Source organism: Candidatus Endolissoclinum faulkneri L2 (assembly GCF_000319385.1).
Classification (GTDB): Bacteria; Pseudomonadota; Alphaproteobacteria; order Thalassobaculales; family Thalassobaculaceae; genus Thalassobaculum; species Thalassobaculum faulkneri.
This window is the reverse complement of record NC_019566.1, coordinates 863171-879285: the sequence shown is the minus strand read 5'-3', so window position 1 is coordinate 879285 and position 16115 is coordinate 863171. Positions and strand designations below refer to the sequence as shown.

Annotated in this window: 9 protein-coding genes and 1 tRNA gene; 7 read left to right on the top strand and 3 right to left on the bottom strand. The window is 34.8% G+C overall.

From position 1 onward, the window contains the following. The first annotated feature begins 3 nt into the window (after positions 1-3). From A1OE_RS02665 to alaS, 6 genes are all read left to right on the top strand, one after another. Positions 4-720, top strand: coding sequence for a uroporphyrinogen-III synthase (locus A1OE_RS02665; RefSeq protein WP_015088630.1), 717 nt, complete (start codon positions 4-6; stop codon positions 718-720). A 21-nt stretch (positions 721-741) separates the two neighbouring features. Further along, positions 742-870, top strand: a complete 129-nt coding sequence (locus A1OE_RS04545; protein WP_272942666.1) for a hypothetical protein — start codon at positions 742-744, stop codon at positions 868-870. A 118-nt stretch (positions 871-988) separates the two neighbouring features. Then, positions 989-2371 (top strand): COG4223 family protein, encoded by a 1383-nt coding sequence (locus A1OE_RS02660; protein ID WP_015088629.1) that lies wholly within the window; start codon positions 989-991, stop codon positions 2369-2371. 4 nt (positions 2372-2375) lie between these two features. Beyond that, positions 2376-3770: a heme biosynthesis protein HemY gene (locus A1OE_RS02655; protein WP_015088628.1), complete on the top strand. Its 1395-nt coding sequence runs from the start codon at positions 2376-2378 to the stop codon at positions 3768-3770. Positions 3771-4593: 823 nt separating this feature from the next. Further along, a tRNA-Thr gene (locus A1OE_RS02650) sits at positions 4594-4666 on the top strand. Positions 4667-6022: 1356 nt separating this feature from the next. Beyond that, entirely contained in the window at positions 6023-8689 is a 2667-nt protein-coding gene (alaS, locus tag A1OE_RS02645) for an alanine--tRNA ligase (protein WP_015088625.1), read from the top strand. Positions 8690-10112: 1423 nt separating this feature from the next. On the opposite strand, the gene dapE is transcribed toward alaS, so the two are convergent. The 3 genes from dapE to A1OE_RS02630 all read right to left on the bottom strand — a co-directional run bounded on the left by dapE (position 10113) and on the right by A1OE_RS02630 (position 12930). Next, positions 10113-11330 (bottom strand): succinyl-diaminopimelate desuccinylase, encoded by a 1218-nt coding sequence (gene dapE / locus A1OE_RS02640; protein WP_320408554.1) that lies wholly within the window; start codon positions 11328-11330, stop codon positions 10113-10115. Further along, on the bottom strand, positions 11311-12171 hold the full coding sequence (gene dapD / locus A1OE_RS02635; RefSeq protein WP_044283261.1) for a 2,3,4,5-tetrahydropyridine-2,6-dicarboxylate N-succinyltransferase: 861 nt from the start codon (positions 12169-12171) through the stop codon (positions 11311-11313). Before dapD ends, dapE begins: the two co-directional genes overlap by 20 nt. 93 nt (positions 12172-12264) lie before the next feature. Beyond that, entirely contained in the window at positions 12265-12930 is a 666-nt protein-coding gene (locus A1OE_RS02630; RefSeq protein WP_015088621.1) for a pyrimidine 5'-nucleotidase, read from the bottom strand. 2287 nt (positions 12931-15217) lie between these two features. On the opposite strand from A1OE_RS02630, the gene A1OE_RS02625 reads away from it, so the two are divergent. Then, positions 15218-15982, top strand: coding sequence for a gamma-glutamyl-gamma-aminobutyrate hydrolase family protein (locus A1OE_RS02625; protein ID WP_044283260.1), 765 nt, complete (start codon positions 15218-15220; stop codon positions 15980-15982). The last annotated feature ends 133 nt before the right edge of the window (positions 15983-16115 follow it).

Genomic DNA, 16115 nt, shown 5'->3' with positions numbered 1-16115 from the left:
TTTATGCCATTACGGCGAGTTATAGTCACTCGACCAGCATCACTGATAGCTGATTTTCGGGCTGAGCTTGCGCAATATAGGATTGAGGTGCTGCCAGCACCTATGTTATCGGTTAAACCGGTTGCTAAAATGGCAACTATTGCTAGTGATGTCCAGGCAATTTTACTTACTAGCGGCAACGGAGTGCAAGGTGCGGTACGGCTAGGAATAAGTCGTAATTTACGCGTTTTAACGGTTGGCTATGCCACCGCGCAATTGGCTATGAAGGCAGGTTTTGTTACGGTTACTTCTGCATTAGGTGACAGCGCATCTCTCATCAATCTAGCTATAAAAGTATGTAAACCAAAAAACGGACCATTGATCTGGATAAGCGGAGAGTCAGTCAGTACAGATTTAGTTGCACCACTATCAGCTCATGGTTTCTTAGTCTATCGACATATCGCATATTTTACAATCATGTCAACGAACATTCCGGTGAGAGTAGAAAAGGCCTTGCGGGCAGGATTAGTAGATGGAATATTATTTTTTTCCCCCCGTAGTGCAAAGGCTTTTGTGATTCTTGTAGGCAAACGATCCCTAGAAGTGGCTTGTTCAACAGTATCGGCGTATTGTTTAAGCGATTCTATTGCTCAGGTGATTTCAAAACTTAAGTGGCACGCTGTGTATGTATGTAAAATGCCGACAAAAGCTGCTCTTATACAGACAATGATTGTCAGCTGATCAGTTTAAAATATTTAGAAAGTGATTGCTCTATGGCGAATACGCCTAAGGAGGAGAACACAAAGAGCATTCTCGAGATATAGAATAGAAGGAGAAGGTTATGGAGTGGACGAGCTGCATATATTTAATTTACTAGCACAACGACTGTAGCAGCGAAGAGAAAACCTATATCTGTTACTAATAGAGATTCGCTGACTATCAGATCTAATAGTGTTTCCGATACAAACCATAATAATAAATTTAATTTTGATATAAAAATGCGGTTTCAATGGTCAATTCATCTGAGCATTTTAGCTCGAGTACCGAAAAAACAAAAGTTTGCCATTGTAAGGCAGGGAACGAAGCAAAGAGCGGCAATGATACCGTAAGTGATAAACAAGCTAAAATATCACCGAAGAATAAGAGTTTAAGCGCTGTTTTCATGCGGTTAATTATTGTATTTATTATTTTATCCATAAGCATTTGTTATGTTAGTTATCCAAAGTGGCGCGAAAAAGCAGAGCAATATGTAGCTATGATTGGCGCAATTTCACCGTTGACATTAAGTAAGTCTATTATAAACTTTTTAACACAAGATTCGCCTACTTCGTCGGAAAATATTAAATCTCAGCCTACTAAATACGAATATTTAGATTCTTTCTTCGATTCCTTTGCAGTTTTGAAGAAAGATTTTCAGTCTCTGAAAGAGCGCTTAGTTGTTTTGGAAACAAAGACTTATCTTTTGTCTGAAATACCTGAATGGATGAGTAAAACGAAAGAAAATATCGATAGAATAACTGAGCAAATTGATGCGATGGAGAGCAAAGTTAAAGTTTTATTAGATGATGTAGCAACTTTTCGCTACAAGCAAAAAGTTGCGGAAGATATTGACGTATTTTCATCAGCCGGTTTGGATTTGTCGGATCGTTTGTCTATTTTAGAACGTCGTCTTTTAAATATAGAAGAACAAGAAAATTTTGAATGGCCGCTTGTCTCGTCTGATGGTTTTGACATCTTGCAAGAGAAAATAAAAGTTTTACGGAGTTCTTTTGAAGACAGGGATACTAGTCTGATCGCTCAGATTGACGATATAGTTGCTGCTCAGCAAGAGCTAAAATACAAATTAGAAGAAGACCAAAATAAAAAAAAGAAGATTGGTGCTTTCTTGTTAGCGATTGATCGTTTGCAAGAAGCTAGCCAAAAAGGTAGTGCTTTTGCGGTAGAACTGGACGAGCTAGAAAATGCTGCTTGGGATCAGCTAAAAATTGCCGAGGCTATTGTTATTTTGCGCACTCATGTGGATGGTGTACCTTCCTTGGTAGATTTGCGGTATAGTTTTCCGGCTGTTGCCCAATCGATAATCAAATCCACGTCTTCAATCGGTGATGATAATGATATAGTTGACAAGGTAATGACACGTATATTCTCATTGGTAACCTTACGACACACTGAAACGGATGATAATCGCTCTCTTGACGCTATAATCAATCGAGCTGAAGCAGCTACCAGGAATGGTGATCTTTTGATAGCGGCTGATTATTTGGAGGCGTTAGTTGGTAAAGCTGCTCAAGCGGCACAGCCATGGATCACTGCGGTAGAGGAGCGTTTTGCTTTAGATAAAGCAATACATACTCTGCATTCGCAGGCGCTTGCTGCGCTGTTAGGGGATTGAATAGATGCGAGGATCACTAATTTATCTTATACAGCTTGTTACTTTTGTATTTATCGCAGTCTGGCTATCTCAATATCCTGGCTGGATTAGCATAGAGTGGTTGGATTGGAAATTAGAAACATCATGCGCATTGTTTTTATTAGCAATTAGTGTTATAATTGCTTTGGCAACATTCAGTTGGCGGGTTGTTTATGCGCTTATAAAAATTCCCTCGTCGTTATGGCACTACCGTAAAGTTTATCGTGATAAAGCTGGCTACCATGCTCTCATTCAAGGGCTGGCAGCAGTCGCTGTTGGTGATGGAGGTGAGGCTAAACGTTTTTCGCGTGAAGCTGGCTCCCTTCTAAAAGATCCATATCTAACTCGATTGCTTTCTGCTCAAGCAGCGGTATTAGGGGGAGATTTATCTGTTGCTGGGCGTTATTTTGCTACTATGCGAGACAACGAAGATACTGCTTTTTTTGGATTACTCGGCTTGATGCGGTTGGCTAGTGCAAGGGGTGATTACCCTTATGTTCTCGAGCTAGCTAAAAAAGCAAATAATTTGCGACCAACCTCTGTTAAAGTAGCCACTACAATGGTCTTCGCTCTCGCTCGGGATGGTCAATGGGAAGAAGCGCAGTCTGCTCTCCAGGACTTTGTTAAGAGAGGACTTATTTCTAAGTCCTCTGGTAAAAGACATCGGGCCGCTCTGCTAATAGAGCGCTCAAGATTAGCTGATAACCAAGATCTTTCTCTGACTTTTGCGGCTAAGGCTCGAGAAAGTCAACCGGACTTTGTACCTGCTATAATAGCAGAAGCGTGGCTATTAGGCGCTATGGGTCGTAAAGATAAAGCCTATACGCTGATAAATAAAGAATGGAAACAAACACCTCATCCAGATCTAGTTACATTAATGCGTATATTGTGGAAAGATGACCTTGCTGGATCTATGTTATTATGCAAAATACAGGCGATGGTGGAAAGTTTACCAGAACATGCCGAAAGCCTTTTGGCCGTTGCTGAAACTGCCTTAGATAATGATTTTTGGGGTGAAGCTAGGGCTCAACTTTCTTCCTTGGCTCCAGATGATATTGGCCCTCGAGCATGCATGCTTTGGGCTAGATTAGAGGAGGGCGAGCATGGCAATTTAATCAAATCTCGTAATTGGATGCAAAGAGCATCTTATGCTTTAAGTGATCCCGCATGGACTTGTATTTCTTGTGGTTCAGTTATGCCTCTATGGACTATTGCATGTAATAATTGTGGTGCGTTTGAAACGATTACTTGGATTCGTCCACCAGTAATAGTTTTTCCACCGGTCCTAAGCAGTTTTCCCCGCAATGGTATGGACTCAGTTAGATCTTTTCGCTGGTCTACAATTCAGCATATAAAACCAACAAAAAAACTTGCTTGGTAACTTAATTTTTTTTTGTTTTATATTTGTTTGTTAAAATTAAGCGATATTCATTTTTGCTTAACTTAGCTGATAAAATCTTCTAAAACAGATCTAGTAATCTATTACAAACTTTTTTATCAAAAGATTTTAAGACATTTTACACAATTAAAATTATTGTTGTACTGTTTTACTAGAAAAATTTTTTAAATTACAGTTAATATAAGAAGCATTGTTCGTAATTTATGCGCTAACTAGTAAATAATTTTACGATAATCCTGTTGATTTTTTAATGAAATATTGAAGAAATTTCTTCGACGTTGATGCATGTGTAAGAACGTATAGCAAGCTTAGATCTATTAATTGTTATAGTTTTTACTTGTATATTTTGACATTATCTTGAATTATCGTTTTTTAATTACTTATTTTTACCCAACGAACTATTCTATTATCAACGAGTAGCTAGAAGGCTAGTAACAAACTGCGCAATGTTCCTAAAGCGTATAATTAACGTTCGACCTAACGATAAGTGACATATCTATGTAGTAATTGTTTAAGTTATTTAACAGCAAAAGCATTAGCTATATACAAGAGGAAAGATATTTCCCGACTATTTTAAATCCGTTACAGCTTTATTATAGATTAAACGGATAGTAATAAAACTCATTTATAAAAGCTTCGTATTGAACATGCAGTGTGTTGCATTTTACTATAGTAGTCTATAATGGAAGAACTTTGTTTAAATTATCCCAACTAACAGCTTACTAGTAATAGCCGAAGCTTGCATTTTCGTTTGATTATCCCTATTATGCAGAGAAATAATTTGATTGATTATTGGATTTTCTTTGCCGCAATAGCTCAGACGGTAGAGCAACGCATTCGTAATGCGCGGGTCGGGGGTTCAATTCCCTCTTGCGGCAGCATTATCTTTTTTTGATTTACTACAAAAAAATAATCTTTTTTTAACTAAGTGATTGAGGTTGATAAATAATCTAATTTGTCTATAAAAATAGATATTTTATTATTCCGGTTTTTATCTAATCTATCTCCTATAGAGACAATCTTACATTTGTTTTTTTATATTACTCGTAATTTTTTAGCATTTGATGCTTTAGCACTTTTTAAAATATTTTACTTTTTAAGTATTAGTTCAAACATACAGATGTAAATCTTAACAAAGTCAAAACATTATATTTAATATATATAATCTAATCTAGTAAAAAGCAAGAAATTTTTTGTCTTACAATTATTTATACAATAAATATTATCATTGGGTTACTTATTGCGATTAAATAAAATTTAATTAAAAATGTCGTTAGCATAAAATTATAAAGGAATACTAAATATATTTTAGTTTATTATTTAAGTAAACAGTTACACTATTAACTAAATTAGAAACTATCTTAGTTAGTCATTTTCCATTGAAAAAGCTCTACGTACAGTTAATTATATTTAATTTAAGCTAATATTTAGTTCATTATTGAACTAATTAGCAAAATTTAAATATCATCAACTAACGATTAGCTTGTTTATAGATATAAAAATCCTATAAATATATAATTTACAATTAATAAATTATATAGCATTAGTTTAGATGATATTAATAGTTATTACTTATACTAAGGTATATATTTGATGAAATAAATTTTTGTAAAATGGACTAGTTATGGTTGTCGTAATATTACATTTTGGCCTGATTAAGCTAATGGCACTTCACTATTTTTCTATTTCGTAAATAGAATGATAATTTTTAGTATCGTTTAATAAATTTAATCTTTTAGTTGATAACTAATTTACAAGAAATTATTCTCCTACGTATCGTAGGACAATTAAAAAAAATTATCTAATTTAACTAATAATCTAGGCTGTGCCGAGAAATTTAATACAAGTATTAAATTTCTCTATATAGATTGCTTTTTTACACGCACGTCTAATCGCTTTTTTACTATGAGTAGGACTATACTTTTAATAAGATTCCTAGTCGTTTGTAAGATATATTTTCCTCTTTTACCTACGCACCTTGATTAAAAATAAAAATGTTTACTAAGGGTTAATCATATTAATAATTTTACTTTACATTAAAAAACTTCTACTGAACAATTAATAAATTGTTTAAAGAAGTATTTATTGTTAACGAACAATAAAAGATAATTTGTTAATTATTAAATAATTTATGGCAGTGCCTAGTAATTTGCTTTTATAATTCAGCAATTTTGACGAGGTCGTTTTGCATATTTTAATATGTCGAAAGATAGCTAAGTATTTGGAGATACGTTATGGCAACGAGTAAGGACATACGCCGAGCTTTTCTCGATTATTTCAATCATCACCAACATTTAGAGGTTGCTTCCAGCTCGCTCGTTCCTCACAATGATTCAACGCTGATGTTTACTAATTCAGGTATGATTCAATTCAAGAGCTTGTTTACTGGCGAGGAAACTAGTGAGTATACGAGAGTGACTACCTCACAAAAATGCATGCGTGCCGGAGGCAAACATAACGACTTGGATAATGTTGGTTATACGGCGCGTCATCATACGTTTTTCGAGATGTTAGGTAACTTTTCTTTTGGTGATTATTTTAAAGCTGAAGCTATCGAGTATGCTTGGAAAATGATAACTAACGAATTAGGCTTGTCCAAGGATAAATTATTGGCGACTGTATATGCTGAAGATGACGAAGCAGCTAAGCTCTGGAACAAAATAACTGGCTTGCCGGAGCAAAAAATTATTTGCATCCCGACATCAGATAATTTTTGGGCAATGGGTGATACCGGTCCATGCGGTCCATGCTCAGAGATATTCTTTGATCATGGACCTTCTTTCTCTGGTGATTTGCCTGGTAGGTCTAATGGAAATGGAGATAGATTTATAGAAATATGGAATTTAGTTTTTATGCAGTATGAACAAGTTTCGCAAGAAGAGCGTGTTGATTTACCTCGACCATCGATTGATACCGGTATGGGGTTGGAACGTATTACTGCGGTATTGCAAGGAAAGCATGACAACTATGAAATCGATACAATGCGCCATATTATCGAAGCTTCTGCAGATATTTCTGGTGCAGATCCGGATGGCAAATTTAAGGTATCTCACCGCATAATTGCTGATCATTTGCGGGCTAGCATTTTCTTAATTGCTGACGGTGTGTTGCCTTCAAGTGAAGGTCGTGGCTATGTTTTGCGCCGAATTATGCGCAGAGCGATGCGTCATATACATATTATGGGTTGTACCGATCCAATCATGTATCGTTTGGTGTCAACAATTGTGAAAGATATGGGTGAAGCATTTCCTGAATTAGTACGCGCATCAGCTTTGGCTACTGAAACTATTAAAATGGAAGAGATCAAGTTTAAGGAGACTTTGGATCGCGGCTTAAGCCTCTTATCTGATGAGACCAATAAGCTTGGCTTTGGTCAGCCTCTAAGTGGTGAATTTGCTTTTAAATTATATGATACATATGGATTTCCTCTAGATCTGACCAGTGATATTTTGCGTGGTCAAGGCAGATCTTTGGATCAGGCTGGTTTTGATCTGGCTATGGCAGGTCAGCGTGCTGCTGCTCGTAAATCCTGGTTTGGTTTAGTCGAGGCTGCACCAGATCTTATCTGGTCTCAGGTCCGTAAAGATGTCGGTGCAACCAAATTTTTAGGTTATGATAAGACCTCAATAAATGCTGTGATTTGCTCATTGATCGTCGACAACAAGCAGGTTAGCAGTATACACTCAGGCATTGATGTTTTGGTTGTCGTAAATCAGACCTCGTTTTATGCAGAAAGCGGAGGCCAGATTGGTGATACCGGTATTATGCGCACTTCCAGTGGAGCAACTCTAACCGTCACGGATACTAAGAAAAAATTTGGTGATCTTTTTGTTCATGTTGCTATAAGTAATAGTGGAATAATTAAGATTGGTGACTCGGTGGAAATGCTGGTCGATATTGATCGACGTGATCGAGTACGTGCTAACCATTCTGCCACTCATTTGTTGCATGAGGCTTTACGTAGAAGGCTTGGCTGTGAAGTTGCTCAAAAAGGCTCGTTAGTAACACCTGATCGTATACGTTTTGATTTTACTCAACCTACTGCTATCACTAATGGTGATCTGTTATGGATAGAGAGTGAGGTTAATCGCCGAGTATTTCAGAATTCTTCTGTAATTACACGTCAAATGACATTAGAATCAGCCCTCACTGAGGGAAGCACAGTACTATTTGGCAAAAAGTATGGCGAAAAAGTTCGCGTCGTCTCTATGGGAGGAAAGATTGAATCAGATAACAGGTTTGCTTGGTCAGTAGAATGCTGTGGTGGAATTCATGTGAAAAGAACAGGCGATATAGGTATAGTAAAGATCATTTCTGAAATGGCTATCTCTGCTGGTGTACGACGAATTGAGGCAGTTACTGCCATGGGTGCGTTAAATTGGATCAATTCTCACGAAAAAATTATTACAAAGGTTGCAGCTGAATTAAAAAGTACTCCGGAAAAATTACCTGCTCGCACTCATGCTTTAATCCAAGAGGTTCATCAGCTTAAACGTGATTTAGTTAAAAGCAGAAAGCAATTAGCTTTTGGTGGTGGTATTACTAAAAATGTCTGCGGAATTACCTTCACTATAAGGTTGTTGGATGCTGTTCCAGCTTGTGAATTAAAAAGTATCGCCGATGGTCTTAAGCAACAAATTGGCTCTGGAGTTGTTGCTATTATTAGTAATAATAATGGTAAATCCTCACTGGTAGTTGCTGTTACTAATGATTTAGTTGATCGTTTTAGCGCAATCGATCTAGTTCGAGCTGCTTCATTTGCTATCGGTGGTAAGGGAGGGGGTGGACGTCTTGACATGGCTCAGGCGGCTGGCGGATATAATATAATTGATAGCAACAATAAAGTTATCGCGGCCATCGAAGAGGCTTTAGCCTCTTTATACCCCTCGCCTATTTTATAGATTATAAATATTAAATCAAACCGCTAGGTAGTTTTGTTGTATGTTTTCTTTGCTTTATTGCATCCTTTAAAACTATTTTAAAGGATGCAATAAAGCAGTAAAATTTCCTTTTAGCAAAAGGATTCTTATAGAGTTTTGAGGAGAGATATGTAAGTATGTTCTAATCACTAATGCATAATAAATTAAATATTACTAATAAAAGTTGATAACTTCTATACCAACAGATTAAAATTAATATTTTAGTAGTTTAATGATTGATTAGCTTGACATTGAACTCAATGATATAATAATACAATTATTATTTGTTTAATTAGCTTAGTTTGTATATGTATTATTTATTTGATGTGGCGTTTATTTGATAAAATCAAAGATTTATTTCTTTTATTTAAAATTACAGTTTTTTGTTAAAAAAATAAACTTTCTCTAAAAAGTAACATCTATACGCTTATTGTCTGCTAATAAAAAAACTTACTTAGAATGATACTTATCTCTTTATTTAGTTAAAAATAAATATATAAATTTTATTTAATAAAACTAATTATACTTATAAAAACAAGGCATTAGTAATATCACTGTATAGTGATATTTTTATTTGATTAATAATTTACTTACTGCATAAGATTTAAAAACACTCTCCAGTACATCTTTATAAATTTTTTCTTAAAAAGCTATCCACTAGCATGAAATCAAACAAAAAAAAATAATAATATTATCTTATTGACTGTTTATCACTGCTAAAACCAAAACAACATTTCAAATAAAGCAATATATTTACTATATACAATTATTACTGCCATACTTCATGTATTACTTAATTTGTAGAAAGATAAATTATCATGAATTTGATAAACGAGTTATATTCAAAGATGGTGTCTAGACAATCCACCGTTGTACCATCTTTATATAGATATGTACTCATTTTCTTTTATAAAAATAATTAGGTATAATTACCATAAGATAATTTTTTGATAATATTCATGTTGCATCTGAGTCAAGTGTAAAACTAATCTTCTTCTTCTAAAGCATTAATTTAACATAATTATAACGAACCATAATTTTAGTTATATTATTTAATAATAAAAGAGATATGGGAATATGCTATCATATTTTAATCAACTTAAAGTTCTCTATTGTTTCTTAACTATTAAATGTTTTTTAGAAAACATTTAATAGTTATAAGCATTAGGCAACCTCCGAATGGGCAGCGAAATTTGATAGTGTACGTATTTCGTATTGATATCATCTTAGCCATTGATAATAGCTAAGATGCTTATTAGTTATTGAAGGATTAATAAATTGAATATGCTATAGTATTTACAGTGCTAAAATTTAGCAAATTACTGTAATTCACTGCAGACTAAATTAGTAATAGCTGTTTTTGGTAAAAATTATAAGTGATCAGCGATATCTAATTGTATTACCATTAGCCAAGAGTGCATTTTAATACAGTGAAGTAAATGTCTTGTAAGGTATAAATATCAGCTACGGACACGTGCTCGTCAACCTTATGCATAGTTTGGCCGACTAAACCAAATTCTACCACTGGGCATAGTCTTTTAATGAAACTAGCATCTGATGTACCACCAGTTGTGCTTAGCTCTGGACGTCTGCCTGTAATCACAAATATGCTGTCTGATATTAACTCGGATAGTGCCCCAGGTTCTGTAAGAAAGCTTTCACGGGAACATTCGGTTTTAAGTGTGTAAGACATATCCTGCTTATCAAAAAACTTACGAAACATGAGGTTAAGCGATTCAGACGAATAGCTATCATTAAAGCGTACGTTAAAGGTAGCTTGTGCTTTCGCTGGAATAACATTATTGGCTACATTACCTACATCAATTGTTGTTATTGATAGAGTGGTTGGTGGAAAGTTTACTGTACCTCGGTCTAAGTTATTGTTAATGAACGGTGTAAATAAACGAATTAGTTGGTGTACTGGATTACTTGTTAGGTGTGGATAAGCGACGTGGCCTTGGATGCCATGTAAAGTAAGACGTCCTGTAAATGAGCCACGACGGCCAATTTTTATCATATCCCCCATAATCGTATGGTTAGTTGGTTCTCCCAAGATACACATGTCAGGAATCTCGCCGTTATTTTTCATCCAATTAATGACCTTAGCGGTGCCATTAATAGCCTGGCATTCCTCGTCACCACTGATCAACAAGCTGATTGACCCTCGCTTTCCACCATAATAAGCTAGATATCTATCAACTGCAGCGACGAAGGCACCAATTGCCCCTTTCATATCTGCAGCACCTCTACCCCAAAGCTGATCTTTAGCGATGATACCGTCAAATGGTTTTACGGTCCAAGATGATAAATCACCAACTGGCACAACGTCTATATGTCCTGCAAAGCAGAAATGGGGTGCAGTGTTGCCTTTACGTGCATAAAGGTTTTCAATTTTATGTGTTCCATATTCTTCAAAATGTAATCGATGACATATGAATTCCATCGGTTCTAGCAAAGATTGTAATAAATCTATAGCACCTCCTTCTTCAGGAGTGACGCTGGGGCAGCGTATTAAATCTGCGGCAATTTTAACAGGATCAAGACAGTTTGAGAACGATGTAATGATATGGACAGGAGTTAACATATAAATTTTTTCATAGAAATCAGTAACGGAGTAAATCATTAATCGATGTCTTTGACCTAGTCTGAGCATCCACATTTTTAATGATTACAGCGCAAGAAAGCGAAGGACCCTGCATGTCATTAGGTAACAATTTGCCTGGCATTGATCCAGGTACTACAACTGAATAAGCAGGTACACGACCTATATGAACTTCTCCTGTATTCCGGTTGACGATGCGAGTAGATTGAGAAAGAAAAACTCCCATAGAAAGTACTGCACCTTCCTCAACGATCACACCTTCAACAACTTCGCTGCGAGCGCCGATAAAACAATTATCTTCAATAATAACTGGATTGGTTTGTATAGGTTCAATTACACCACCGATACCAGCGCCGCCGGATATATGCACGTTTTTGCCAATTTGAGCACAGGAACCAACGGTAGCCCAAGCATCAATCATGGTACTATGATCGATAAAAGCGCCAACATTGACAAAACATGGCATTAAGATTACACCTGAAGCGATATGCGCAGAATAGCGTACTACACAGTGTGGAACTGCACGGAAGGAGGCATCGCGGAATCTTTGTTTATTCCATCCAGCGAATTTTAACGGCACTTTATCCCACCATAAGGATTTTCCATGTTTTATATCCTCCGGACCACCAGAGACCAATTCCATATCGTTTAGCAGGAAAAATAGTAATAGCGCTTTCTTGATCCAATGATTAACAGCCCACTGGTGGTTACCCTTAGGTTGGGCAGTGCGAATTAAGCCAGCATCTAGTTTCTCTAAGACGATTTCGACGGCTTCACGCACTTCACCCTTGGTAGAGGTGTTTATGCTATCTCGGTTTTCCCACGCAGTGTCGATAACAAGTTGTACAGCAGTATTCATAATTTTTAATTTTTGTTAACAGTTTAAAATTATACATTTTCTTAGTATACTACATTTAGTTAGTATAGAATGCTGGTAGCGCAATGTTTACATCAGTTATTTTCCTCTCTTTACTACGTCTCGCAAAAAGCTAATTATATCTTTGGCTACGTTTTGTACGTACGGTTGATCGGAACCTGCTTTAGCCCAGTTGAAATCATTTTCTAGCCAAACCGTAGTCATCCCAAGATCTGCAGCCGGTTTTAGATTGTTGGCTATATCTTCGATCATTACTGTGCGTTTAGGATCAATGCTTAGCAAGCTAATTAGCCTGTCATAAGGTGCTGGATTAGGTTTAGGCGAATAATCAGAGGCAACTATATCATAAACATGGTCAAAATGGTGGTCGACGCCTAGTCTTTTTGTTACCCGTGCACAATGATCTGCCGATCCATTGGAATAAATAACCTTACGACCCGGCAGCTGCGCTAATAATTCTTCCAGCTCCGGCGCTGGATCGATAGAGTTAACATCGATATTGTGCACAAATTCCAAGAAAGACAATGGATCAATATTATATTCCATCATTAAACCGCGTAAAGTAGTACCGTAACGCTTGAATAAATCCTCCTGTAAATCGCTAGCTACTGTAAACTCTAAATCAAATTTCCCTTGAATAAATTCAGTCATTTTATCCGAAATTTGTATGAAAAGGTTAGATCGTGGAGAATATAGTGTATTATCCATATCGAAGATCCAACAGTCGATAGTTTTTGATATCATTTAGCGTATTAATCCTTAATAATTTTTTTAAAGTATGCTAGTATTTAGTTATGAAACGAAGTTTATCTTGAATGTAGTTAACTACTAAGCTTGGCGATATAATGATGGCCAAGAAAAATAATCTTATTATCCGGGCAAGATCATCAATCGAAATTACCAGCTTAAAAAGCTATCATCTTAACATTGACTGTTGTTATATAATAGGCTTGACTTAGGATTAAGCTGTAGAATGATAATTCTACATCATTGAGTCACAGATCGTTAACAATGACTGCTAAAACTTTAAAAATATTTTGGTATAAATTTAATATTTTGCTTGTATTTTGCGACCAGAAAATAATTGTCTTCATCTGAAGATGAATTAGTGATATAGCTAATTGCTCTAATACAGCAATAAATTTGTTGCTGTGATTTACAATTTTATCAAATTGATCGGAGGTATCGATTTAAAAAAGTAAATCAAATTTACTAAAATTAATTTTAAAAATTGTTCAAAATGAAATAAACGCTTCTTATATGAATTAAACAATAAAAGGAAAGCATCTTTTAAGATTCGGACTAGAATAAACTATTTTAGATCATAGTTTTTAGTTATTTATTTTTATATATATCTCATATGCTTTTTTTTAATACAATATTAAATAATGCATTATTAAATATTAAGAGTGCATAGCTGAAAAGTTTTCTTACTAAATTATAGTAGATATTTTACGTTAAGTATTGATTTTTATGAAAAATTTTGTTGTGTTATTGGCGTTTTTATACTAGGACGTACTTGTTAGCTATATGTTAAGTAAATGAATTATTACTTTTAAGCAGTATGCTATATATTAAATCTAGGCAAATAATAGTTTCACTAGCGTAATATTGAAATTATTTGTTTTTAATAAATCGAACAAGCATTTAGCAAAATAATTAAATAATTTAGCGTATAAAAACAGTTATCCTAGTTTTTAAGTTAATATTAAAAAAGTATTCTGCCTAATAAAAACTATTTAACTCTGATGAGTTGTTAATGACCGAAAGATAAAAATTATTAGCATAGTAACTTGTTGTAATACTTATCACTTTGGGATAAGTATTTTACTGTAGGTTTTTTAGATATTTTTGTATTCTAATGCTAGATCTACAGAGGATTCTTTTTAAGATGTTAAACTACGGCCGAGGAAAAATATAACTTATGGATAATAAAGTTGAATTATTTGGTCTAATCTTATCTTTTAGTTGAATTATTGACTAATTATGCGACAGTATTGATTGATTTAATCAAATAAGCTCTGAGAATTCATGTTTTTAATTTTAGTTTAGAAGATTATACTTAGCAGTTTTTAATCATTTTCCTGGTTAGATTTTTAATTTATGCACCTAATAAATTGTATTACTATAAAAGATGTTAGAAACAATAGATTATATTTTATTTGTTTAGTGTAATCATTAACTTTTTAAAATTATTTTTTTATTTATCCATTATGAATTGCACTATAATTAGATTTTAATCTGGTTTATCGTTTGGTATGATGATAATTTTTGCTTAACACTATTTTGTTACTTTTTTATCTAATGATTAATAAAGTGATAAACGCTAGATTGTATCCTGTATTCTACTACGTGGATAGATTTACTGTGTATCTCAGGTTATGCCTTATTAAAGAATATGCATTGTATTATCTGAAGAATTCCATTACGTCAGAATAAAAATATTCGAATAGCGCATACTAGATAAAGCTATAAAAGAAGCGATAATATAAATCTTAAGTCAATCAATTAATTAATTATTAGTCAAAAAGTATCTTCTTTGCGCGATAGAAAGCTATTATATTATTTTTCTTTTTTTTAATTACTTATTTAAATAAAATTATCTTGATTAATAATTAGTATTAATTAGGCTTATTGTGAAATAAGATAATTAAAAATGTTTTGATAAGTAATTAGGAGAATACGCTTAAAGATAAATGATGGCTCGATAAAAGTTTTAGACCAAACTCCCTCAAAGGGTTTGAGAGAAATTATCTATTCTTGGAGTATTTTGAATGCCTTTTGCGTATCTTTATTGTATATATGGATGTATATTAAGTTTATTGTTGCGAAGTGACACTAGAAATTTTGGTTGATCGTATCAACTTTAAAATAGCTATTCGATTGGATAATACGAAATCTTTAGGGTGATATACTTAAATTCTAATGGTACTTTTTTTAAGCAGTTTTTTATTCTGTTTTGGAGGTCTTGGATTTAAAGCCAAAGAAACGGATGTTTATTGCTCTCTTACTTAATTTTAAAGGAGACCACATGGCGCGGCCTGTGATCGGCATTCAATGCAACCACTTTGTAGCCGAAGGGGTAATTGAGACTCAGCTGGTTAGCCAGCTTAGCATTGAGGCAGTTGCTGTTGTGGCTAACTGCACGCCACTTTTAATACCCTCTATGCCAGATGCTTTGGACATTGATGATTTATTGGCAGTCTTGGATGGAGTTGTACTAACCGGAGGTCGAGCAAATGTACACCCTCATTACTACGGCGAGGAATGGACAGAGCAGCATGGTCAAATGGATCTTGGTCGTGATCAAGTAGCCTTACCAATGGTACGAAACTGCGTAGAACGGGGGATTCCAATTCTTGGCCTATGTCGCGGAATTCAGGAAATGAACGTTGCTTTTGGAGGCTCACTTCATCCAGAGATTGGCAATATACCAGGAAAACACCGTCATCGTATGCCTAAGAATTGCAAAGACCCAGAAATTATCTTTGCTTTGCGAGAAAAAGTACGTTTAACCCCCGGCGGGAAGATTGCTACTATGCTTGGCACTGAAAACATTGTAACTAATTCACTACATGGCCAAGCAATTATGCGGCCTGGCGATCGAGTAATTGTTAATGGTGTGGCAGCCGACGATACGATTGAGGCAATTGCAATTGCTGATGCTCCTAGTTTTGCTATTGGAGTGCAGTGGCATGCAGAATATAATGCTATTGCTGATCCTGTTAGTAGAGTTATATTTGAAGCATTAGGCGCTGCGGCTCGTGTACGCTATCATTCTAGGATAGCCAACTAAAAAATTAATCAATAATTAAGAGCAGGTCTATCTTGATAATTTGGATGACAGCACAAGCAAGTAATCGCTAAATAACTTAGCAAATTTTTATAATCAATTATTGCTACTAATTTAATCAGATATGCTAAATTTT